Origin of the sequence: Micromonospora fulviviridis (assembly GCF_014648395.1) — a bacterium.
In the GTDB taxonomy this organism is placed as follows: Bacteria; Actinomycetota; Actinomycetes; order Mycobacteriales; family Micromonosporaceae; genus Micromonospora; species Micromonospora fulviviridis.
Genome location: NZ_BMRA01000015.1, coordinates 14,482 through 36,095 on the forward strand (window position 1 = coordinate 14,482; position 21,614 = coordinate 36,095).

24 protein-coding genes are annotated in these 21,614 nt (G+C 74.2%); 6 read left to right on the plus strand and 18 right to left on the minus strand.

The annotated features are described in order from the left end of the window. Nucleotides 1-82 precede the first annotated feature (82 nt). Together IEY96_RS29310 and IEY96_RS29315 are read left to right on the plus strand one after the other, a co-directional pair. Nucleotides 83-1,498, plus strand: coding sequence for an ABC transporter ATP-binding protein (locus tag IEY96_RS29310; protein WP_189198045.1), 1,416 nt, complete (start codon nt 83-85; stop codon nt 1,496-1,498). A 115-nt stretch (nt 1,499-1,613) separates the two neighbouring features. Further along, a complete protein-coding gene (locus IEY96_RS29315) occupies nt 1,614-2,414 on the plus strand; it encodes an energy-coupling factor transporter transmembrane component T family protein (protein ID WP_189198046.1) in 801 nt (266 codons plus the stop codon). A gap of 5 nt (nt 2,415-2,419) precedes the next feature. Here the strand turns inward: IEY96_RS29315 and IEY96_RS29320 are convergent, their stop codons facing one another. Further along, nucleotides 2,420-3,070 (minus strand): response regulator, encoded by a 651-nt coding sequence (locus IEY96_RS29320; protein ID WP_189198047.1) that lies wholly within the window; start codon nt 3,068-3,070, stop codon nt 2,420-2,422. Next, a complete protein-coding gene (locus tag IEY96_RS29325) occupies nt 3,067-4,266 on the minus strand; it encodes a sensor histidine kinase (protein WP_189198048.1) in 1,200 nt (399 codons plus the stop codon). The genes IEY96_RS29320 and IEY96_RS29325 overlap by 4 nt, the downstream gene beginning before the upstream one ends. 154 nt (nt 4,267-4,420) lie before the next feature. Between IEY96_RS29325 and IEY96_RS29330 the strand changes: the two genes are divergently transcribed. Further along, a complete protein-coding gene (locus IEY96_RS29330) occupies nt 4,421-5,116 on the plus strand; it encodes a hypothetical protein (protein WP_189198049.1) in 696 nt (231 codons plus the stop codon). A gap of 63 nt (nt 5,117-5,179) precedes the next feature. Here IEY96_RS29330 and IEY96_RS29335 read toward each other — a convergent pair whose 3' ends face one another. Continuing rightward, nucleotides 5,180-5,416: a hypothetical protein gene (locus tag IEY96_RS29335; protein WP_189198050.1), complete on the minus strand. Its 237-nt coding sequence runs from the start codon at nt 5,414-5,416 to the stop codon at nt 5,180-5,182. Between the two features lie 340 nt (nt 5,417-5,756). Between IEY96_RS29335 and gnd the strand changes: the two genes are divergently transcribed. Next, on the plus strand, nt 5,757-7,199 hold the full coding sequence (gene gnd / locus IEY96_RS29340) for an NADP-dependent phosphogluconate dehydrogenase (protein WP_189198051.1): 1,443 nt from the start codon (nt 5,757-5,759) through the stop codon (nt 7,197-7,199). Nucleotides 7,200-7,205: 6 nt separating this feature from the next. Here gnd and IEY96_RS29345 read toward each other — a convergent pair whose 3' ends face one another. The 5 genes from IEY96_RS29345 to recO all read right to left on the minus strand — a co-directional run bounded on the left by IEY96_RS29345 (nt 7,206) and on the right by recO (nt 10,272). Continuing rightward, complete coding sequence (locus IEY96_RS29345) at nt 7,206-7,973, minus strand: pirin family protein (protein WP_189198052.1); 768 nt, start codon at nt 7,971-7,973, stop codon at nt 7,206-7,208. After that, complete coding sequence (locus tag IEY96_RS29350; RefSeq protein ID WP_229791963.1) at nt 7,970-8,191, minus strand: thioredoxin reductase; 222 nt, start codon at nt 8,189-8,191, stop codon at nt 7,970-7,972. The genes IEY96_RS29345 and IEY96_RS29350 overlap by 4 nt, the downstream gene beginning before the upstream one ends. Before the next feature lie 140 nt (nt 8,192-8,331). Continuing rightward, entirely contained in the window at nt 8,332-8,517 is a 186-nt protein-coding gene (locus IEY96_RS29355; protein WP_109943664.1) for a hypothetical protein, read from the minus strand. Between the two features lie 70 nt (nt 8,518-8,587). Further along, nucleotides 8,588-9,388 (minus strand): isoprenyl transferase, encoded by an 801-nt coding sequence (locus IEY96_RS29360; RefSeq protein ID WP_189198117.1) that lies wholly within the window; start codon nt 9,386-9,388, stop codon nt 8,588-8,590. An 8-nt stretch (nt 9,389-9,396) separates the two neighbouring features. After that, nucleotides 9,397-10,272, minus strand: coding sequence for a DNA repair protein RecO (recO, locus tag IEY96_RS29365; protein WP_189198053.1), 876 nt, complete (start codon nt 10,270-10,272; stop codon nt 9,397-9,399). A 102-nt stretch (nt 10,273-10,374) separates the two neighbouring features. Between recO and IEY96_RS29370 the strand changes: the two genes are divergently transcribed. Then, a complete protein-coding gene (locus IEY96_RS29370) occupies nt 10,375-11,154 on the plus strand; it encodes a DUF4097 family beta strand repeat-containing protein (protein WP_189198054.1) in 780 nt (259 codons plus the stop codon). A gap of 12 nt (nt 11,155-11,166) precedes the next feature. On the opposite strand, the gene IEY96_RS29375 is transcribed toward IEY96_RS29370, so the two are convergent. From IEY96_RS29375 to IEY96_RS29410, 8 genes are all read right to left on the minus strand, one after another. Continuing rightward, complete coding sequence (locus IEY96_RS29375; protein ID WP_189198055.1) at nt 11,167-12,303, minus strand: acyltransferase family protein; 1,137 nt, start codon at nt 12,301-12,303, stop codon at nt 11,167-11,169. A 191-nt stretch (nt 12,304-12,494) separates the two neighbouring features. After that, on the minus strand, nt 12,495-13,391 hold the full coding sequence (gene era, locus IEY96_RS29380) for a GTPase Era (protein ID WP_189198056.1): 897 nt from the start codon (nt 13,389-13,391) through the stop codon (nt 12,495-12,497). Then, nucleotides 13,388-13,774 (minus strand): cytidine deaminase-like protein, encoded by a 387-nt coding sequence (locus IEY96_RS29385; RefSeq protein WP_091319278.1) that lies wholly within the window; start codon nt 13,772-13,774, stop codon nt 13,388-13,390. Before IEY96_RS29385 ends, era begins: the two co-directional genes overlap by 4 nt. Further along, nucleotides 13,767-15,176, minus strand: coding sequence for a hemolysin family protein (locus tag IEY96_RS29390; protein WP_189198118.1), 1,410 nt, complete (start codon nt 15,174-15,176; stop codon nt 13,767-13,769). Before IEY96_RS29390 ends, IEY96_RS29385 begins: the two co-directional genes overlap by 8 nt. Then, the gene (gene ybeY / locus IEY96_RS29395) at nt 15,152-15,625 is read right to left on the minus strand and encodes an rRNA maturation RNase YbeY (RefSeq protein ID WP_189198057.1); all 474 of its coding nucleotides are present in this window, start codon (nt 15,623-15,625) and stop codon (nt 15,152-15,154) included. Before ybeY ends, IEY96_RS29390 begins: the two co-directional genes overlap by 25 nt. An 18-nt stretch (nt 15,626-15,643) precedes the next feature. Then, complete coding sequence (locus IEY96_RS29400) at nt 15,644-16,702, minus strand: PhoH family protein (protein WP_091319269.1); 1,059 nt, start codon at nt 16,700-16,702, stop codon at nt 15,644-15,646. Nucleotides 16,703-16,832: 130 nt separating this feature from the next. Continuing rightward, nucleotides 16,833-18,209: a serine hydrolase domain-containing protein gene (locus IEY96_RS29405; protein ID WP_189198058.1), complete on the minus strand. Its 1,377-nt coding sequence runs from the start codon at nt 18,207-18,209 to the stop codon at nt 16,833-16,835. A gap of 21 nt (nt 18,210-18,230) precedes the next feature. Next, entirely contained in the window at nt 18,231-18,581 is a 351-nt protein-coding gene (locus IEY96_RS29410) for a histidine triad nucleotide-binding protein (protein ID WP_189198059.1), read from the minus strand. Between the two features lie 47 nt (nt 18,582-18,628). Between IEY96_RS29410 and IEY96_RS29415 the strand changes: the two genes are divergently transcribed. Further along, nucleotides 18,629-19,390: an SDR family NAD(P)-dependent oxidoreductase gene (locus IEY96_RS29415; protein ID WP_308429956.1), complete on the plus strand. Its 762-nt coding sequence runs from the start codon at nt 18,629-18,631 to the stop codon at nt 19,388-19,390. Nucleotides 19,391-19,715: 325 nt separating this feature from the next. Here the strand turns inward: IEY96_RS29415 and IEY96_RS29420 are convergent, their stop codons facing one another. Continuing rightward, the gene (locus tag IEY96_RS29420) at nt 19,716-20,450 is read right to left on the minus strand and encodes a 16S rRNA (uracil(1498)-N(3))-methyltransferase (protein WP_189198060.1); all 735 of its coding nucleotides are present in this window, start codon (nt 20,448-20,450) and stop codon (nt 19,716-19,718) included. A gap of 1 nt (nt 20,451) precedes the next feature. Further along, nucleotides 20,452-21,594, minus strand: coding sequence for a molecular chaperone DnaJ (gene dnaJ / locus IEY96_RS29425; RefSeq protein ID WP_189198120.1), 1,143 nt, complete (start codon nt 21,592-21,594; stop codon nt 20,452-20,454). Nucleotides 21,595-21,614: the final 20 nt, after the last annotated feature.

Below are 21,614 nucleotides of genomic sequence, written 5' to 3' on the forward strand. Positions count from 1 at the left end.
AGAGGTTTGCGTCAGCGGAAGCGGTTTTCCTGACGCAAACCTCTTGATCAACCAAGCTGGGCCGAGAGGGGAGGTGGGACGCGTGGGTGCCGTTCAGTTGCGGGGGTTCGGGTGGCGGCATGCCGGGCGTAGGGGCTGGGCCGTCAGGGGGGTGGACCTGCGCGTCGAGGTTGGGGAGCGGGTGTTGCTGCTCGGCGCCTCCGGGGCCGGGAAGAGCACGCTGCTGGCGGCGCTGGCCGGGTTGCTGCCCGAGGACTCCGGCGAGCAGGAGGGCACCGTCGAGATCGACGGGCTCGACCCGCGCAAGGCCCGGGAACGGGTCGGCATCGTCTTCCAGGACCCGGAGACCCAGCTGGTGATGGCCCGCTGCGGCGACGACGTCGCGTTCGGGCTGGAGAACCGGGGCGTACCCGCCGAGGAGATCTGGCCCCGGGTGGACGAGGCGCTGCGCCGGGTCGGCTTCCCGTATGACCGGGACCGGCCCACCGCGGCGCTGAGCGGGGGCGAACAGCAGCGGCTGGCGCTGGCCGGGACCCTCGCCCTGCGGCCGGGGCTGCTGCTGCTCGACGAGCCGACCGCCAACCTCGACCCGGCCGGCGCCACTCTGGTCCGGCAGGCCGTCGCGGACGCCGTCGACGCCGACACCACGCTGATCCTGGTCGAGCACCGGGTCGCCGAGGCGCTGCCGCTGGTCGACCGGGTGGTCGTGCTGGAGCCCGGGGGCGGGGTGCGCGCCGACGGGCCGCCCGACGCGGTCTTCGCCGCGCACGGCGACGCGCTCGCCGCCGCCGGGGTGTGGGTGCCGGGCCGCACCGTGCCGCCCCGGCACGCCACCACGCCGCCCGGCGAGGTGTTGCTCACCGCCGACCGGCTCGGCCTGCCGCCCCGGCTGGCCCCCACCGACCTTCGGGTACGCGCCGGCGAGGCGCTCGCCGTCCTCGGCCCGAACGGCGCCGGCAAGTCCACCCTGGCCCTGCTGCTCGGCGGTTTGCTCCGCCCCGGCGCCGGCACGGTCGCCGCCACCCCCGCCCTCGCCGGCCGGGACGCGCGCACTCCCCCGCACCGCTGGCGGGCACCCGCCCTGGCCGGCCGGATCGGCTCGGTCTTCCAGGACCCGGAACACCAGTTCGTCACCGGCACGGTCCGCGACGAACTGGCGCTCGGTCCGCGCCGCACCGGGCAGTCCGAGGCGGCCGTGACGGCCACCGTGGACACGCTGCTGGAGCGGCTGCGGCTGGACCGGCTGGCGGGCGCCAACCCGTACACCCTCTCGGGCGGCGAGGCGCGGCGGCTGAGCGTGGCGACCGCCCTGGCCACCGCGCCCCGCCTGCTGATCTGCGACGAGCCCACCTTCGGCCAGGACCGGCGGACCTGGCTCGAGCTGGTCGACCTCCTGGCCGACCTGCGCGACGCCGGCCACGGGGTCGTCGCGGTCACCCACGACGCGGACTTCGTCGCCGCGCTGGCCGACCGGACGATCACCCTGGAGCGCCGATGACCCCCGACGCCGCACCGAGCACCCGGCCCCGACCGGACGATCACCCTGGAGCGCCGATGACTCCCGCGCCGCGCCGAGCACCCGGCCCCGGCCGCGCCGTCACCCGGGAGCGCCGGTGATCAGCGTGGAGCCGGTCGCCGCGCCCGGGGCGCCGCTGGCCCGGCGCAACCCGGTGGCGAAGCTGGCCGCCGCGCTGGTCTTCACCCTGATCCTGGTGGCCACCCTCGACCCGGTGGCCCCGGCCATCGCCATCGCCATCGAGCTGGCGGTGCTGCCGCTGTTCGGCGTCCGCTACAGCGTGCTGGCCCGGCGGGCGTGGCCGCTGCTGGCCGGCGCCGGCGGCATCCTGGTCACCCTGGTGCTCTTCGCCGCCGACCGCTCGGGCCGGGTGCTGGTCGAGGCCGGCCCGGTCCTGGTCACCGAGGGCGTGCTGGACACCGCGCTGGGTCTGGTGCTGCGGATGCTCGCCGTGGCGCTGCCCGGGATCCTGGTCTTCGCCACCACCGATCCCACCGACCTGGCCGACGCGCTGATCCAGAACGCGAAGGCGCCCGCCCGGTTCGCCATCGGCGCGCTGGCCGCGTTCCGGCTGGTGCCGCTGCTGGAGGAGGAGTGGCGGATGATCAGCATGGCCCGCCGGGCGCGGGGCGTGGACGCCGGCCGCAACCCGATCGCCAAGCTGCGGCTGTTCGGGTCGACGGCGTTCGCGCTGCTGGTCGGGGCGATCCGGCGGGGCACCCGGCTGGCGGTGGCCATGGACGCCCGGGGCTTCGACGCCGGCACCCCGCGTACGGTCGCCCGCCGGCAGCGTTTCACCCGGGCCGACGGCCTGCTGGTCGTCGCCGCCGGGGCGCTGGCCGCGGCGGCGCTGACGGTCAGCGTGGTGCTCGGCACGTTCCGCCCGCTGATCGGCTGAGCCCGCTACCGCCGCAGCTGGGCCACCCCGCTCCGGTACGCCAGCACCACCGCCTGCACCCGGTCCCGCACCCCCAGCTTGGCGAAGATGCGGTTCACGTGCGTCTTCACGGTCGCCTCGCCGACGAAGAGCTGGTCGGCGATCTCCCGGTTGGACAGGCCGAGGGCCATCATCCGCAGCACCTCGGTCTCGCGCGCGGTCAGCTCGGCGAGGCCGGGGTGGGAGACCACCGACGCGGTCGCGGTGTAGTGGTCGATCAGGCGACGGGTGATCGACGGGCTGAGCAGGGCGTCGCCCCGGGCCGCGGTCCGCACCGCCTCGGCCAGTTCCCGGGGCGGAGTGGTCTTGAGCATGAACCCGGAAGCGCCGGCGCGCAGCGCCCGGTAGACGTACTCGTCGAGGTCGAAGGTGGTCAGCATGATGATCCGGGTGTCGCTCCGCGCCGCCAGGATCCGCTCGGTGGCGGCGATCCCGTCCACCGGCGCCATGTGGATGTCCATGAGCACCACGTCGGGCGCGAGCCTGCTCGCCAACTGCACGGCTTCCTCGCCGTCGGCCGCGTCGGCGACCACGTCGAGGTCCGGCTGGGCGGTGAGGATCATGCGGAGCCCGCCGCGCACCAGCGCCTCGTCGTCGGCGATGAGGACCCGGGTCACCCGGTGACCCCCGCCGTGGCCAGTGCGCCGGCCGACGCCTCGGCGTCGAAGGGCAGCGTGACGCGCACCTCGAAGCCGCCCTCAGGGCGGGGACCGGCGCTCACCGTGCCGCCGAACAGCTCCACCCGCTCCCGGATGCCGGTGAGGCCGTGCCCGGTGCCGGCGTTCCGCCGGGCCGGGCCGGTGCCGTCGTCCACCACGACCAGCCGGAGCGCCTCGCCGGCCACCTCGATCGAGACGCGGACGGTCGCGCCCGGCGCGTGCCGGGCGGCGTTGGTCAGCGCCTCCTGGAGGATCCGGTAGCCGCTGACGTCGGCGGCGGCGGGGACCGCGTCGAGGTCACCCGTGGCGGTCACGTCGGCCCTCCCGCCGGCGAGGGTCACCCCGGCGGTCAGCGCGTCGATGCGCCGCAGGGACGGCAGTCCCTCCGGGGCCGCCTCCGCGCCGCGGAGGATCACCAGCAGCCGGCGCAGCTCGGTGACCACCTCGCGCCCGACCTCCTGCACCGCGTCGAGGGACGCGCGGGCCTGGCCCGCGTCCGAGTCGAGCACCGCCTGCGCCGCGGCGGCCTGGAGCACCATCACCGAGACCCCGTGCGACACGATGTCGTGCAGCTCCCGGGCCACCCGCAGCCGCTCGTCCGTCCGGGCGGCGGCCTCCCGCTCGGCGGCCAGCGCCACCAGCCGGGCCGCCTGCGCCCGCCGCATCCGCACGGCGTAGCCGGGACCCAGCACGGCGAGCCCCACGAACAGGATGAAGATCCAGTCGGAGTCGCCGGCCACGGCGTTCTCGATCCCGAGCGAGAGGAAGTAGCTGACCACGGCGACGGTGGGCGCGGCCCGGCCACCCACCGCGACACAGCCGAAGACGGCGGCGACCAGCGCCAGCAGGGGCACGACCGGCCACTCCGGCAGGACGGGCGTGAAGCTCTGCGCGGTGAAGCAGGCCCCGGCGACGACGGCGGCTGTTCGGGGATACGACGTGCAGCCGGCCACCGCGAGGCCGTAGCCGACCAGCAGCGCGGTGAGGACGACGAGCCAGCCGGCGGAGAGCGCGGCGAGGTCCGGCCCCTCCCCCTCGACGTAGCCGGCCAGCGGCACGTACAGCTCGGCCAGGCCGAACGCGAACAGCGCGGCCCCGGCGAGCGAGGTGGCCACCTCGCGCCACCGGGCCCGGACGGCGAGGGCGGCAGACATGCCGGAAGGGTAGCCACGGCGGGCGGCTCTCCGCGTCCACCCAGGGGTGTAGCGACCGTCGCCGACGCTCCACCCGAGGATCAACTTCCGCGCCGACGACCCGGTCCGGGTGTGGCTCCTAGCGTCCCTCCCACGACTTCGAGAGGAGACACTGATGGACGAGAACACCGGGGGGCGGACGGGCCGACAGCTCACCGCGGGCGCCCTGCTCGGCGGCGGCGTGGCGTACGCCGTCGCGAACGCCTTCTACTGGGTGATGTTCCCCGACGACGTGGCCGACACCGCCGGGAACGTGGCGGTGGCCGCCGGGAACCTGGGCGCGTGGCGGGTGGAGACCGTGCTGTTCGCGCTGGCCCACCTGCTGCTGCTGCCGGCGACGCTCGGACTGGCCGCCACGCTGCACGGGCGCAGGCCGGTGGCGGCCATGATCGGCGGTGCCACGGCGCTGCTGGGGCTCTACTTCTCGACCGTCCACCTGTGGCAGTACAACGCCTTCTTCGGAGCCCTGGCCGGTGGCGGCGTGGACGCCGACGCCGCCCGTCCGGTGACGACGGCGATCGACGGGGATCCGTTCGTGATGGCCTCGTTCGCGGTGTGGCTGCTCGGCTGGCTGGTCGGCCTGCTCGTGCTGGCGTTCGGCGCCTGGCGGGCCCGCCTCGTGGCCCTCTGGGTGCCGCTGGTCCTCACCGCCGGGCAGGTGTTGGACCTGGTCGGCTCGGGCGTTCCGGTCAAGCTGGTGGTGAGCGCGCTCATGGTGGCCGGCTTCGTGGGCCTGGCCCTCGGCGTCGCGCGACGGCGCGCGGCCGAGGCGCCGGCCGGGACGGCGACCCCGGCGACCGCCGCGGCCTGAGCGGCGAAGAGGCTTCGGGTGCGGTTGTCGTCGCCGGAGCGACGACAACCGCACCCGACGACCTCAGCTGCGCCGGAAGGCGTAGAACCGGGTCTGTCCGGCGCGCTGGCTGCGGCCGGAGAGCCGGGACTCCCGGCCGCCGGGCGGGCCGGCCTTCGGTGGCGGCGGCGTGTCGGTGCGCCCGGGCAGGGTCACCGGCGCGGCGGGCGCCACGGTGAGCGCGTCGAGATCCGCCGGAGTGAGGTCCACCGGGGACGGCGCGGGCTTGTGGGACTTCTTCGGACTGCGCTTGGCGGGCATACGCTGCCTCCTGACTGTCGGGCACCCGTAGGGCACGGCGAGCGGGGAACACCCGGGCGGTCCGACGAGGCACGCGACGCCACCACCGACGGTGGCGCGGAGGATGCGGACGCCCGGGGCGCACGGTCCACGGCGGTACGCACGGTGGACCGGGCCTGCGAGAGGTGGGCGTCAGTTACGCATGCCAGCACGCTAACCCAAGCCCCGCCGCACCCGCAGCCGAATTACCGACGACCGATCGCGACCACGCCCTCACCCGGCGTCGACGTCCCGGCCCACCCCCGCGCCGGCCGCGATACGGTCGCAGCACGGGCACCGGAGACGAGGGGTGGCGGTACGCATGGCACAGCAGGCGACGGCGCAGATCGGGGTCACGGGCCTGGCGGTGATGGGCCGCAACCTGGCCCGGAACCTGGCCCGCAACGGCTTCACCGTGGCCGTGCACAACCGCTCGCCCGAGCGCACCCGGAGCCTGCTCGCCGAGCACGGCGACGAGGGCACGTTCGTGTCCTCGGAGTCGATGGCCGATTTCGTCGCCTCGCTGGAGCGCCCGCGCGCGGTGATCGTCATGGTGAAGGCCGGCGGCCCCACCGACGCGGTGATCGACGAGTTGGTGCCACTGCTGGAGGACGGGGACATCGTCGTCGACTGCGGCAACGCGCACTTCGCGGACACCCGCCGCCGGGAGGAGGCGCTGCGCGGGCACGGGCTGCACTTCGTCGGCACCGGCGTCTCCGGCGGCGAGGAGGGCGCGCTGCACGGGCCGAGCATCATGCCGGGTGGCTCGGCCGAGTCCTACCGGAAGCTCGGCCCGATCTTCGAGCGGATCGCCGCCCAGGTGGACGGCGTCCCGTGCTGCCGGCACATCGGGCCGGACGGCGCCGGCCACTTCGTGAAGATGGTCCACAACGGCATCGAGTATGCGGACATGCAGCTCATCGCCGAGGCGTACGACCTGCTGCGGGCCGGCCTGTCGGCGAGCCCGGCGGAGATCGCGGAGATCTTCCGGGAGTGGAACGGCGGCGAGCTGGAGTCGTTCCTCATCGAGATCACCGCCGACGTGCTCGGGCACACCGACGCGGCGACCGGCCGGCCCTTCGTCGACGTGGTGCTCGACCAGGCCGAGCAGAAGGGCACCGGCCGGTGGACCGTGCAGAGCGCGCTGGACCTCGGCATCCCGATCACCGGCATCGCCGAGGCCACCTTCGCCCGGTCGCTGTCCGGGCACGCCGACCAGCGCGCCGCCGCCCGCCGCGCGTTCCCGGACGCGGGCGAGAAGTGGCAGGTGGACGACCGGGACACCTTCGTCGAGGACGTCCGGCGCGCGCTGCTGGCCAGCAAGATCGTCGCGTACGCGCAGGGCTTCGACCACATCCGCGCCGGCAGCCTGGAGTACGACTGGGACATCGACCTGGGCGGCACGGCCACCATCTGGCGGGGCGGCTGCATCATCCGGGCCCGCTTCCTGGACCGGATCCGCGAGGCGTACGACACCGAGCGGGAGCTGCCCACGCTGCTGGTCGCCCCCTGGTTCGCCGACCGGGTCGGCGCCGGGGTGCCGGCGTGGCGGCGGGTGGTGGCCGACGCGGCCCGGGCGGGCGTGCCCACCCCGGCCTTCTCGTCGTCGCTGGCCTACTTCGACGCGTTGCGCGCCGAGCGGCTGCCGGCCGCGCTGATCCAGGGGCTGCGGGACAACTTCGGCGCGCACACCTACCACCGGGTGGACCGGGAGGGGTCGTTCCACACGCTCTGGGCGGGTGACCGCTCCGAAGTGGAGGCGTGAGCGCGCTCAGGCGAGCGTGGCGTGCATCTCCCAGACCAGGATCTCCGCCGGTTCGGCGGCGGTCACCCGCTGGCCCCCGGCCATGGTGATCCGGGCCGCGTCGCCCTCGCCGAGCTGTCCGGTCCCCTCCAGCGTCACGGCGCCGCTGGGCACGTAGAGGTGCAGGAAGGGCGCGTCGGGCAGGTTCACGGAGTCGCCGGGGCCGAGCCGGGCGGCGTGCAGGGTCGCGTACCGGTTGCGGATCCGGATGGCGGAGGCGCCGTCGTAGCGGTCCATCCCGGAGGCGACCGGCACGAGGCCGCCCCGCAGCAGCTCGTCGCCGATCTCGAGCTGCTCGTAGCCCGGGTCGATCCCCTCCTCGTCGGGGAGCACCCACATCTGCACGAAGTGGACCGGGTCGCGGTGCGGGGCGGTGCCCTCCAGCCGCCAGGAGTCGTTCTTCTCCGAGTGGAGGATGCCGGTGCCGGCGCTCATCCGCTGGGCCAGGCCGGGATAGATGACGCCGGAGTGGCCGGTGGAGTCCTGGTGGACCAGCGAGCCGCGCAGCACCCAGGTGACGATCTCCATGTCCTGGTGCGGATGGGTCTCGAAGCCGCTGCCCGGGCGCACCACATCGTCGTTGTTGACCAGCAGCAGCCCGTGGTGGGTGTTGGCCGGGTCGTAGTGCCGGGAGAACGAGAAGGAGTGCTTGGAGTCGAGCCACGACAGCCGGGTCTTGAACCGGTCGTCGGCCCGGCGGACGTCCACCGCCGGAGCGGGCACCGTCGCCGTCACCAGGCACGCTGCCCGGTCTCGGCCGGCGCCCAGGTGAGCGCGGGTTCGCCGGTGCTCAGCTCGGCGATCTCCCCGGCGCGTACGGCCGGCGTGTGGCCCAGTTCGGCGCAGTGCTGCTCGGCGATCTCCGCGCAGATGTCGGCGACCTGCTCGCAGATCGGGCTGCCCAGGTCCGCCGCGTTCAACGCCATGATCATTTTGAACCGGAGATCGCGCATCCCCCACCCCCGTGGCGGGCGCGTCCCGGCGGCGCGCCCTCGCGCCGATCGTACGCGCGGGCGCCCCGCTCCCGGCCGGAAAGCCGGACGCGGGGCGCCCGCGGCACGGTCCGCCACGATGTCGCGGCGGACCGTCGACGTCACCAGAACCGACGACGCTTGGCCTTCTGCGGCCGCAGCATGTCGGCGCCCTTGGTGAGCAGTCGGCTCACCCCGCTCGGGCCACGACGGGCCTCCAAGGTGTGGCTGAGCCGGCGCGCGCCGGCCGCCGCCAGCGGCACGGCGACCGCCATGACCGCCCACTGGGCAATCCGCTTCTGAATCATGTGGGTTCACCTCCGCAATCTGCCTGCTGTCCGGATTGATACCCAGCAAACGGCGTCGGTAAGCGCGACCTCAGGTGGCGGGGGCCACCGGGTTGGGCAGCGCCCCACCGAAGCGGCGGTCCCGCTGGGCGTAGAGCTCGCAGGCGTACCAGAGGTGGCGGCGGTCGAAGTCGGGCCAGAGGGTGTCGAGGAAGACCAGCTCCGCGTACGCGCTCTGCCAGAGCAGGAAGTTGGAGGTGCGCTGCTCGCCGGAGGGGCGGAGGAAGAGGTCCACCTCGGGGACCTCCGGGTGGTAGAGGTACTTCGCGATGGTCTTCTCGGTGACCTTGCCCGGGTCGATCCGGCCGGCGGCCGCGTCGCGGGCGATCGCGGCAGCGGCGTCGGCGATCTCCGCCTGCCCGCCGTAGTTGACGCAGAACTGGAGGGTCAGGGTCGAGTTGCCGCGGGACATCTCCTCGGCGGTCTGCAACTCGGAGATGACGCTCTTCCACAGCCGCCCGGCCCGGCCGGACCAGACCACCCGGACGCCCAGGTCGACGAGCTGGTCCCGGCGGCGCCGGATGACGTCCCGGTTGAACCCCATGAGGAAGCGGACCTCCTCCGGCGACCGCCGCCAGTTCTCGGTCGAGAAGGCGTACGCCGACAGGTAGGGGATGCCCAGCTCGATCGCGCCCTCAATGGTGTCGAAGAGGCTGTGCTCGCCCTGCTCGTGACCCTTGGTCCGGGGCAGCCCGCGCTCCTTGGCCCAGCGGCCGTTGCCGTCCATCACCACGGCGACGTGCTTCGGCAGCGCGTCGGCCGGCAGCGCCGGCGGCCGGGCGCCGGAGGGGTGCGGAGTCGGTGGCAGCGGCTCGCGCCGGCCGGCCCTCATCGATCGGATCACTCGGTCATCTCCCTGTTCACACCAGCGGCGGTGGGCCCGCCTCCGGTGCGCGGCGGGACCACACCCGGCCCCGCGCCGCCGGGCGGCGGGACCGCGCCGGACGCCGGGGCACCCCGGTCGACCAGCGGCAGCGAGCGTAGCGCGCGTTCCAGGTGCCACTGGAGGTGCGCCGCGACCAGGCCGCTGCACTCCCGGCGCACACCGGTCTCGGTGGCGTCGGCGTACGCCCAGTCGCCGGTGGTCAGCGCGGACATCAGGTCGATGGTGGCCGGGGCGGGGTGGGCGGCGCCGGGGGGCCGGCAGTCCGGGCAGACCGCGCCGCCGGCCGGCACGGAGAAGGCCCGGTGCCGCCCCGGGGTGCCGCAGACCGCGCACGCGGTCAACGCGGGCGCCCAGCCGGCGAAGGCCATGCCGCGCAGCAGGTAGGCGTCGAGCACCAGGGTGGTGGCGTGGTCGCCGGTGGCCAGCGAGCGCAGCGCGCCGAGGGTGAGCTGGAACAGCCGCAGCGAGGGCTCCCGCTCGATCGGGGTGAGCCGCTCGGCGGTCTCGGCGATCGCGCTGGCCGCCGTGTAGCGGGGGTAGTCGCCGAGGAACCGCTTGCCGTAGAGGTCGATGCCCTCGGCCTGGCTGATGGTGTGCAGCGAGCTGCCGTGGTTGCCCTTGGGGTCGCCGGCGAGCTGGAGGTCGACGTGCCCGAACGGCTCCAGCCGGGCGCCGAACTTGCTGGTGGTGCGCCGTACGCCCCGGGCCACCGCGCGCAGCCGGCCGTGCCGGCGGGTGAGCAGGGTGATGATGCGGTCGGACTCCCCCAGCTTCTGCACGCGCAGCACCACCGCGTCGTCGCGGTAGAGCTGTCGGCGGTATCCGGCCATCGGGCCATTCTCCCTCGGGGTGCGATCTCAGGGTCTCTTCGGGGTGGACCGGCGGTCGAACCCGGATGTGCCGCCCGCGCGGTCGGCCGTAGCGTCCTGGCCATGGCTCTGCACCGGACCGCCGTCGCCGCCGCCGCGGCCGCCACCCTGATCGTCCTCGCCGGGTGCGACACCCTGTCGTTCCGCCGCCTCGACTACGACCAGACCGAACGCGCGAAGATCGCCCGGATCACCGTGCCGGCCGGCGGCGCGGGCGACGTGACGATCCGGGCCACCGGTTCCGCCGACGAGGTGCGGATCAAGCGGATCGTCCGCTACCAGGGCGGGGAGCCGGACACCCGGTACGAGATCAAGGGCGACGAGCTGGTGCTGCCGAGCGACTGCGGCCCCCGGTGCACGGTCTCCTGGGAGGTGACCGCCCCGGAAGGTGTGACGGTGCGCGGTGAGGCCAGCTCCGGGAACGTCACCCTGAACCGGGTCGGGCCGGTGGACTTCACCCTGCGCTCCGGCGACATCACCGTGACCGAGGCCCGTGGCGAGGTCCGCGCCACCACCACCTCGGGCAACATCGAGGTGGTCGACGCGACCGGCCCGGTCCGGCTGCGCGCCTCCTCCGGCAACATCGACGCGCGGCGGCTCGCCGCCGGGGTGGACGCGGAGGCCACCTCGGGCAACGTCACCGCCGAGCTGGACCAGCCGGCCGCGGCCCGGTTGCACGCCACCAGCGGCGACGTCGAGCTGACCGTCCCCGAGGGCCGGTACCGGGTGCGGGCGGACGCCAAGTCCGGCGACACCGAGCTGACGGTGCCGAACGACCCGGGCGCCTCCCTGCTGCTCGACATCACTGCCACCAGCGGCAACGTGACGCTCCACCGCCGCTGAGGCGGCCGCCGGTCAGCGCGGGGTGAGGCCGGACCGCTCGGGCGCGCGCGGGGACGGCACCCGGGCGCCGGCCACGGCGAGTCCGGTCTCCGCGCCGGCCGGCGCCGGGCTGGCCGGCGCGGCCGCCGCCCGCTCGGCCGCGCTCCGCCGGGGGCGGCCGGGCACCAGTTCCGGGGTACGCCGGGCGGCCAGGTCCTCGACCCAGCCGACCAGCAGGGTGACCACGCCGACCAGCGCGAACACCAGCGCCACCCGGAACGCCAGCCCGAGCGGGTCCTGGTGCGACCAGCCGACCACGTCCACCAGCGGGGTGAGCGCCACCACGAACGGCATGTGCCAGAGGTAGACGGTCAGCGCGCGCCGGTTCAGCACGGTGACCGCCCGGCCCAGCGCCGGGATGCGGTCGACCCACGGCGCCGCGGCCGGCGCCCGGCCGATCGCCACCAGGATGAACGCCGCCGACCAGAGCGCGTTGCCCAGGTGGATGTCGTTCAGGTCGTGCCCGCGCGGGCCGGGGTGGGTGAGGATCCAGCACAGCCCGGCCGCGCCGAGGGCGGCCGCGAGCGGCACGAGCACCCGGTTGGCGATGCGGCGCAGCAGGCCGTCGTGGTGCGCGAAGCCGAGCAGCCAGGCGCCGAAGTACAGGCCGAACTCGCGCAGCACGGTCGGCGGGTTCGCCAGCACGCCGAACTCGATGGCCCCGAGCAGCGCGTACGGGGCCAGCAGGGTGGGCAGCGGGGCCCGGCGGAACAGCCAGAGGGCCACCGGCGAGGCGAGCACGAACCAGAGGTAGTCCCGCAGGTACCAGATCGGGCTCAGGGCGATGGCGCCCCACTGGTTGGCCGGTGGGTCGCTGACCGGGAAGAGCCAGAGCAGCACCTTCGGGGTGAGCGGCAGCCCGGTGAGCAGCATGGCCGGCACGAAGACCGCGGCGAGCACCCAGAGCGACGGCAGCAACCGGCGCAGCCGGCGCGCCACGGCCGGTACGCCGGTCCGGTCCAGCGACGCGGCCATCAGCGAGCCGGCGAGCGCGAACATCACCGACATCGCCGGGAAGATCAGGGTCAGCGCCGCCCATCCGGTGACGTGGTAGACGACGACTCGAACGATGGCCAGGAAGCGGAGCAGGTCGAGGTATCGGTTTCGCATCAGCTCGCGGGGGCGTCGGGGGCGGGGAGCAACGCCTCCCTACCCTCCGACCTGGCCGGACGAAACGATGCGCGGGCCCGGGTCAAAAGTGAAACATCCCATAAAGCCGCCCGATCCGGACCAGCCCGGCATCCGCCGGAAACGCGGACCGCCGGCCCCCTCACTGGGGACCGGCGGTCGGGCGTACGGGGTCAGAAGCCGAGCTTGCGCAGCTGCTTCGGGTCGCGCTGCCAGTCCTTGGCGACCCGGACGTGCAGGTCCAGGTAGACCCGGGTGCCGAGCAGCTCCTCGATCTGCCGTCGGGCCGTGGTGCCGACGTGCTTGAGCCGGCTGCCGCGGTGACCGATCACGATCGCCTTCTGGCTCGATCGCTCCACGTACACGTCCGCGTAGATCTTGGTGACGTTGCCCTCGGGGATCATCTCCTCGACCACCACGGCGATGGAGTGCGGCAGCTCGTCCCGGACCCCCTCCAGGGCGGCCTCGCGGACCAGTTCGGCGACGAGCACCTGCTCCGGGTCGTCGGTGAGCATGTCGTCCGGGTAGAGCTGCGGCGACTCCGGCAGGTAGCCGGTCATCACGTCGACCAGGGTGTCCACCTGGTGCCCGGAGACCGCGCTCACCGGCACCACGTCGGCGAACTCGCCCATCTCGCTCACCGCGAGCAGCTGCTCGGCCAGCCGCTTCTTGTCCACCAGGTCGGTCTTGGTGACCACGGCCAGCACGGTCGCCCGCAGGCTGGCCAGCTCGCCGGTGATGAACCGGTCGCCCCGCCCGATCGGCTCGTTCGCCGGGATGCAGAGGCCGATCACGTCGACCTCGCTCCAGGTCTCCCGGACCAGGTCGTTGAGCCGCTCGCCGAGCAGTGTGCGGGGACGGTGCAGCCCCGGGGTGTCGACCAGCACGAGCTGCGAGTCGGGCCGGTGCAGCACGGCCCGGATGATGTGCCGGGTGGTCTGCGGCTTGTTCGAGGTGATGGCGATCTTGGTGCCGACGATCGCGTTGGTCAGCGTCGACTTGCCGGCGTTGGGCCGCCCGACGAAGCAGCCGAAACCGGCCCGGTAGGGACGCTGCGCGACGTCGCTCACTCGACCACCGTGCCGAGGACGGTGCCGTCCGGCGCGGCCACGTGGATCGGCGCGTCGGCGGAGAGGTCGCGGACTGCGGCGTGCCCCGCGCCGTCCAGCGTCGACGCCTCGGTCACCACGACGGCGGCCTCCAGCCGGCTCGCGCCGGCGGCCACCGCTGAGGCGACCGCGAGCTGGAGCGCGGTCAGGGTCAGCGACGGCAGCGCCACGCTGGCCGCCGCGTACGTCCGGCCGTCCTGGTCGCGGACCGCCGCGCCCTCCACGGCGCCCACCCGGCCCCGCGCCCCCCGGGCCAGGACGACCAGCTTGCCGTCCTCGGCGCTCAGCTCGGCGGGGTCGGACGGGGTGGGCCGGGCGGCCGGCACGGCGGGTGACTCAGGCATCGGCGGGTTGCCTCTCCTCGGAACGGTTGTGGTTGCCACGGGGGTCGGTCTGCTCGCCGCGCCCCGCGCTGTCCGGCGCGTCGCCCGGCTCGACCCGGCTGACCAGCACGGAGTCGATCCGGTTGCGCCGCCCGGTGGTGCCCTCGGCGATCAGCCGGAGCCCGGCCACCTCGGCGGCGGCGCCCGGGATCGGCACCCGGCCGAGCGCCTGGGCGAGCAGGCCACCGACCGTCTCCACCTCGTCGGTGGGCAGTTCGGTGTCGAACAGCTCGCCCAGATTCTCCACCGGCAGCCGGGCGGTCACCCGCACGGCCCCGTCCGCCAGGCGCTCGACCGGCGGGCGCTCGACATCGTACTCGTCGGTGATCTCGCCGACGATCTCCTCCAGGATGTCCTCGATGGTGACCAGGCCGCCGGTGCCGCCGTACTCGTCGACGACGATGACCAGGTGGTTGCGGGCCGCCTGCATCTCCGAGAGCAGGTCGTCGACCGGCTTGGACTCGGGCACGAAGGTCGCCGGGCGCATCAGCTCGGCCACCGGCATCTGCCGGGCCTCCGGGGTGCCCTGGAGCCGCCGGATCAGGTCCTTGAGGTAGAGCACGCCGAGCACGTCGTCGACGTTCTCGCCGATCACCGGGATCCGGGAGAAGCCGGAGCGCAGGAAGAGCGCCAGCGCCTGCGCGAGCGTCTTGCTGTCCTCTATCCACACCATCTCGGTGCGGGGCACCATCACCTCGCGGGCGATGGTGTCGCCGAGCGCGAAGACCGAGTGGATCATCTGCCGCTCGCCGTGCTCGACCACGCCGCGCTGCTCGGCCAGGTCGACCAGCTCGCGCAGCTCGACCTGGGTGGCGAACGGCCCCTCCCGGAAGCCGCGCCCCGGGGTGACCGCGTTGCCGATCAGGATCAGCAGCGAGGCCAGCGGGTTGAGCGCCCGGCCCAGCCAGCGCACCAGCGGCGCGACGGCGCGGCCGACCGCGTAGGCGTGCTGCCGGCCGAGGGTGCGGGGCGCGACGCCGACCACCACGAAGCTGACCACGGTCATCGCCCCGGCGGTGACCAGGGCGGCCCGCCAGCCGGCGCCGAAGGTGTCCACGGCCACCAGCGCCACCAGCGTGGTGGCGGTCAGCTCGGCCAGCAGCCGGAGCAGGAGCAGCAGGTTGAGGTGGCGGACCACGTCGCCGGCGACCGCCTGGAGGGTACGCGCGCCGCGCGCGCCATCCCGGGCCAGCTCGGCGGCCCGGGCCGGCGAGACGGCGGCCAGCGCGGCCTCGGTCATCGCGATCAGGCCGGCGAGCACCACCAGCCCCGCGGCGACGGCGAGGAGAGGGAGATCGGGCAGGCCGGCGGGCGCACCGCCGGCCGCCAGGGTGGCTGTCACTGCGATCGGGTCGACCGCCAGCTGGCCAGCAGTCGGGCCTGGAGACCGAACATCTCCCGCTCCTCCTCCGGCTCGGCGTGGTCGTAGCCGAGCAGGTGCAGCACGCCGTGCACGGTGAGCAGGTGCAGCTCGTCGGCGGGCGAGTGCCCGGCGGTGGCGGCCTGCTTGCCGGCCACCTCCGGGCAGAGCACGATGTCGCCGAGCAGGGCCGGCTCACCGCCGGCCGGGGCGCTCTCCCCCGGGCCGTGGTCGACGCTGCCCTCGTCCATGGGGAAGGCGAGCACGTCGGTCGGGCCGTCGCCACCCATCCAGCGGTGGTTCAGCTCCGACATGTATTCGATGTCGACCAGCAGCACGGACAGCTCGGCGAGGGGGTTGACCCCCATCTCGTCGAGGGCGTGCCGGGCGACGGCGAGCACGGCGTCGGTGTCGACGTCGACACCGGACTCGTTGGCGATCTCGATGGACAACTGTCTTCCTCTGGTGGGTTAGCGGCGCCGGCCGGCCCGGCCGCCCTGGGCGGTCCGCCCGGGCACGGCGTGCACGCTCTGCGCCTGCTGGTTCTCCCGCTCGGCGTCCCAGCGGGCGTACGCGTCGACGATGTCGCCCACCAGCTTGTGGCGGACCACGTCGGAGCTGGAGAGCTGGGCGAAGTGCACGTCCTCGACGTTGCTCAGGATCTCCCGGACCACCCGCAGGCCGCTGGTCGTCCCGCCGGGAAGGTCCACCTGGGTGACGTCACCGGTGACGACGATCTTGGAACCGAAGCCGAGCCGGGTGAGGAACATCTTCATCTGCTCGGGCGTGGTGTTCTGCGCCTCGTCGAGAATGATGAACGCGTCGTTCAGGGTGCGGCCGCGCATGTACGCCAGCGGCGCCACCTCGATCGTGCCGGCGGCCATCAGCTTCGGGATGGACTCCGGGTCGAGCATGTCGTGCAGCGCGTCGTAGAGGGGGCGCAGGTAGGGGTCGATCTTCTCGTTCAGGGTGCCGGGCAGGAAGCCCAGCCGCTCCCCCGCCTCGACCGCCGGCCGGGTCAGGATGATCCGGTTGACCTGCTTGGCCTGGAGCGCCTGGACGGCCTTCGCCATGGCCAGGTAGGTCTTGCCGGTGCCCGCCGGGCCGATGCCGAAGACGATGGTGTGCGCGTCGATGGCGTCGACGTAGCGCTTCTGCCCCAGGGTCTTGGGACGGATGGTGCGACCGCGCCGGGAGAGGATGTTGAGCGTCAGGACCTCGGCGGGCCGCTCGGCGCCGCCCTGCTCGAGCATGCCGACGGTACGCCGGACGGCGTCAGTGGTCAGGGTCTCGCCTTTCTCGATCAGTTCGAGCAGCTCACTGAAGAGACGCTCGGCGAGGGCGTTGTCGGCGGGCGCGCCGGTGATGGTGATCTCGTTGCCCCGCACGTGGACGTCACTGTTGACCGAGCGTTCGACGAGCCGCAGGATCTCGTCGCCCGCGCCGAGGAGGTTCACCATGATCTTCTGGTCGGGGACCGTGATCCTGGTCTGCACCCGGGGCGGGCCGGGAGGTGGGGTGCCGGTCATAGATCGGGCCGTCGGGCCCTACGCCACCTGCTCTCGAACTTGGCGCCGGGCCCTGCTGGCGCGGCGGTCGTGACTCCCATCGTATCGGGTCAACACCGCCCGCACCTCGCCCATTTCCTGCGGTAGGAGATCAACTGCCGGCGCGGAAGTCGTACCCCTCGAAGGTCTCCTGGTGCCGGGTGAACCGGTAGGTGGCCCAGTGCATCCGGACCACGGCCCCACGCTCGTCCCGGGTCAGCCGGAGCAGCTCGCCCACCTCCCGGCCGGCGACCGTGCGGAACACGTCCGGCCGGTCCGGCAGCGGGGCGAACACCGCGGGCGGCTTGCCGGCCGGGTCGTCCGCGCCCCGGGCCCGCAGCGCCCCGTCGTGCCAGGAGAAGACGTACTCGAAGCCCTCGCCCCACCAGCGGCCGAGCAGGCCGCGCAGGTGCTCCGGGGCGGACGCGCCGGGCCGCCACGGCTCGATGTCGGCCGGGTCGTTCTCGGCGGCGGCGGCGAGCAGCCGGTGCGGCAGCTCGAAGACCTCCACGCCGGTGCCCGAGGAGCCCAGCACCGCGCAGCCCATCGCGCCCGCGGTGCCGTCCCCGCCGCGCCGGCCGTAGACGGAGGCCAGGAAACCGGGCATGGCCCCGTCGTGCCCCACGTGCATCACCCGCGCCGGCTGCGGCACCAGGATCAGCCCGAGGCCGAACCCACCGGCCCAGAGCGTCTCGTCGGTGGTGGTCAGCGGCCAGCGCATCTCGTCGAGGGTGGCCGGCGCGAGCACCGCGCCGGCCGGGTCCAGCGCGGCCGGGTCGGCCAGGAAGGCCGCCCAGCGCGCCATGTCCGGCGCGGTGCTCCAGAGCTGCGCCGCCGGGGCCACCGCGCCGAAGTCCGTGTTCGGCTCCGGCCGGGCCTCGTCGGAGTACGCGTCGACCAGGAACCCGGTCGCCGCCCGCTCACCCGGGGCCGGGCCGGTGGCGGTCAGCCCGAGCGGGGCGAGCACCCGCTCGGCCAGCACCTCGGCCCAGGTGCCGCCGCGCAGCCGGGCGACCAGCTCGCCGAGCAGGGCCATGCCGAGGTTGGAGTAGTGGTAGCGCCGCCCGGTGGGCAGCACCCGCTCCACCCGGGCCAGGTCGGCGAGGAGTTCGGTGACGTCGGGCGCCCGCAGGCTGTCCCACACGTCGCCGTGCGGCTCGCGCTGCAGGCCCGCGGTGTGCGACAGCAGCCGGCGTACGGTCAGCTCGCCGTGGGCCGGCAGGTCCAGGTGCCGCCCGATCGGGTCGTCCAGGTCGAGCAGCCCCTCGTCCCGGCACTGCATGACCAGCACGGCGGTGAAGGTCTTGGTGACCGAGCCGATCCGGAAGACCGTCTCCGGCCCGAGCGGGGTGTCGTTGCCGGTCCCGCCGACCGCGCAGGTCCAGAGCGGCCGGTCGGCCCGGTGCAGGGCGACCGAGACGGCCGGGATCCGCCCGTGGGCCTGCGCCTGCCGCACCATCCGGCCGAGCCGGTCATGCACCGTGATCATGAGGGCAGTCTAGGCAGCGGATCAGCGGCAGAGCATCGGGCCGAGCGGCGCGCCGCCGAGCAGGTGCGCGTGCACGTGGAAGACCTCCTGGCCGCCGTACGGGCCGGTGTTGAACATCAGCCGGAAGCCGTCCACGGTCAGCCCCTCCTCCTCGGCCACCACGGCGGCGGTGCTGAGCAGCTCACCGGCCAGCCCCGGGTCGCCCTCGGCCAGGGTGACCACGTCCGCGTAGTGCTCCTTCGGGATCACCAGCACGTGCGTGGGCGCCTTCGGGTCGATGTCCCGGAAGGCCAGGGTGGTGGCGGTCTCGCGGACGATGGTGGCCGGGATCTCCCCGGCGACGATCCGGCAGAACAGGCAGTCGGTTCCCATCGGGGCATGGTAAGTCGTCCCGTACCGGCTCAGGCATGATGTGCCGCGTGACTTCACGGGCGGTACTGGTGACGGGGGCCTCGCGCGGCATCGGGCGTGCGGTGGCGCGGGCGTTCGCGACGGGCGGGGACCGGGTGGCGATCCACCACCGGGACTCCGCGGAGCTGGCCGAGGCGCTGCGGGCGGAACTGCCCGGCGAGGGGCACGTGGTGGTCCGCGCCGACCTGGCCGACCCGGAGGCGGTCCGGGCCATGGTGGACGAGGCGGCGCAGCGCCTGGGCGGCCTCGACGTCCTGGTCAACAACGCCGGCGTCTACGGCCCCCGCGACCTGCCGCACCCGGTCTTCGGGAACACCTACGACCAGTGGCAGGAGCAGTGGCGGCTGGTCCTGGAGACCAACCTGACCGGCGCCGCGAACGTCACCTGGTGCGCCGCCCAGCACATGCGCGAGCGGGGCGGCCGGATCGTGAACGTGTCGTCCCGGGGTGCCTTCCGGGGTGAGCCGGAGCAGCCCGCGTACGGGGCGAGCAAGGCGGGGCTGAACGCGCTCGGTCAGTCGTTGGCGCTGGCCCTGGCCCCGTACGGCATCGCGGTGGCGACGGTCGCGCCGGGCTTCGTGGCGACCGACATGACCACCACCCACCTCAGCGGCGAGCGGGGCGACGCCATCCGCGCCCAGTCCCCGTTCAACCGGGTGGCCCGCCCCGAGGAGATCGCCGCGGCCGTGCACTGGCTGGCCAGCCCCGAGGCGGAGTGGGCCTCCGGCACCATCGTCGACCTCAACGGCGCCTCCTACCTCCGCACCTGACGCCCCACCACGCCCACCCACCCCCGCGGCGGTGGTTGATCATGATGTTGGCGGTGCGAAACGTCCGATTCGATGCGGCCAACTCCATGATCGACCACCGATGGCCCTGTGCCGCCACCGTCCGCCGGCGCAGCCCGATTCAGATCTTGGACAGTTTCCGTTCCTCGTGAACGGAAAGTGTCCAAGATTCGGAGTGAGGGCCCGTCCGGGCGTCGGGCGAGCGGTCCTCGTCGGGGAGACTGGGTTGTCCGGGCGGATGGGCAACGGCACCCGACCGGGCGGAGCACTGCTGCCGCCGAGAACTCCCGACGGATCCGCGGCCGTCCTACCAGCGGTGCAGACGGGTGGACAGCACGCTCAGGGCGGCTACCCCGGCCGTTGATGTGCGGAGCACCGCGGGGCCCAGTCGCACGGCGCGGGCGCCGGCCTCCTCGAAGGCCGTCAGCTCGGTGGGGGCGATGCCGCCCTCGGGGCCGACCACCAGGACGATCTCGCCGGCGTCGGGCAGCTCGACCGTGGTCAGCCGCTCGTCGGCCTCCTCGTGCAGGACGAACGCGGCGGCCGCGCCGGCGATCCGCCGGACCACCGTGGTGGTGGACTCGTCGGGCGCGCCGGCCACCACCGGCAGCCACGGGCGGCGGGCCTGCTTGGCCGCCTCCCGGGCGGTGGCCGCCCACTTCTCCCGGGCCCGTACGCCCCGGTCCCCGCGCCACTGGGTCACCGACCGGGACGCCGCCCAGGGCACGATCTCGTCCACCCCGACCTCGGTCATCGCCTGCACGGCCAGCTCGCCCCGGTCGCCCTTGGCGATGCCCTGCACCACGACGAGCCGGGGGACGGACGCGTCGACGTACCCCCGGGAGGTGACCCGGAGGTCGAGGGTGCCCCGGCCGACGGCGCTGACCACGGCGGCGGCCGTGCCGCCCCGCCCGTCGGCGAGCAGCAGTTCCTCGCCGACGCGCAGCCGCTGCACGGTGGCCGCGTGGTGCCCCTCCGGGCCGTCCAGCGTCAGCGTGTCACCGGTGGGCAGCGCCTCGACCAGGAACAGCGGCGCCGACACCTCAGGCGTGCCCGTTGAACGCGTCGCGCATCCGGGAGAAGAAGCCGCCCTGCTTGGTCAGCTCGGCGACCTCCTCGCCGCGGGTCTTGGCGAAGTCGCGCAGCATCCGCTCCTGGTCGGCGTCGAGCTTGGTCGGGGTCCGCACGTCCAGGTGGACGTAGAGGTCGCCCCGGCCGGTGCCACGCAGGTGCGGTACGCCCCGGGCGCGCAGCCGCAGCGTGCTGCCCGGCTGGGTGCCCGGCTTGACGTCGACCGTCTCCTCGCTGTCGAGCGTCTTGATGGTCAGCCGGGTGCCGAGCGCGGCGGCGGTCATCGGCACGGTGACCCGGCAGTGCAGGTCGTCGCCCTTGCGGGAGTAGACGTCGTGCGGCCGCTCGTGGATCTCCACGTAGAGGTCACCGGCGGTGCCGCCGCCCGGACCCACCTCGCCCTGCTGGGCCAGCCGGATCCGCATGCCGTCCTCGACGCCCGCCGGGATCTTCACGGTGAGCGACCGGCGGGTACGTACCCGGCCGTCGCCCGCGCAGGTGGGGCAGGGGTGCGGGATGGTGGTGCCGTAGCCCTGGCAGACCGTGCACGGCCGGGCGGAGACCACCTGGCCGAGGAAGGTCCGCTGCACCGACTGCACCTCGCCCCGGCCGCCGCACGCCTCACAGGTGGCCAGGTGGGTGCCGGCCGCGGTGCCGGCGCCGGAGCAGGTGGTGCAGAGCACCGCGGTGTCGACGGTGATCGGCGCCTCGACGCCGAACGCCGTCTCGTTGAGGTCCAGCTCCAGCCGCAGGATCGCGTCGGCGCCCGGCCGGGTACGCGGCCGCGGCCCCCGGCTGCCGCCCGCGGCGCCACCGAAGAACGCGTCCATGATGTCCTGGAAGCCGACGAACGGGCCGGCGCCGCCCGGACCGCCCGGGCCCGCGCCCCCGCCGCCCGGGGCGAGCGGGTCGCCGCCCAGGTCGACGATCTGCCGTTTCCGATCGTCCGAGAGGACCTCGTACGCGGCGTTGATGTCCTTGAACTTCTCCTGTGCCTCCGGGTCCGGATTGACGTCCGGGTGGAACTGTCGCGCCAGCTTGCGGTAGGCGCGCTTGATCTCGTCGTCGGAGGCGTCCCGGCTCACGCCGAGAATGCCGTAGTAGTCCCTGGCCACTGCGTTCGGTGTCCTCATGT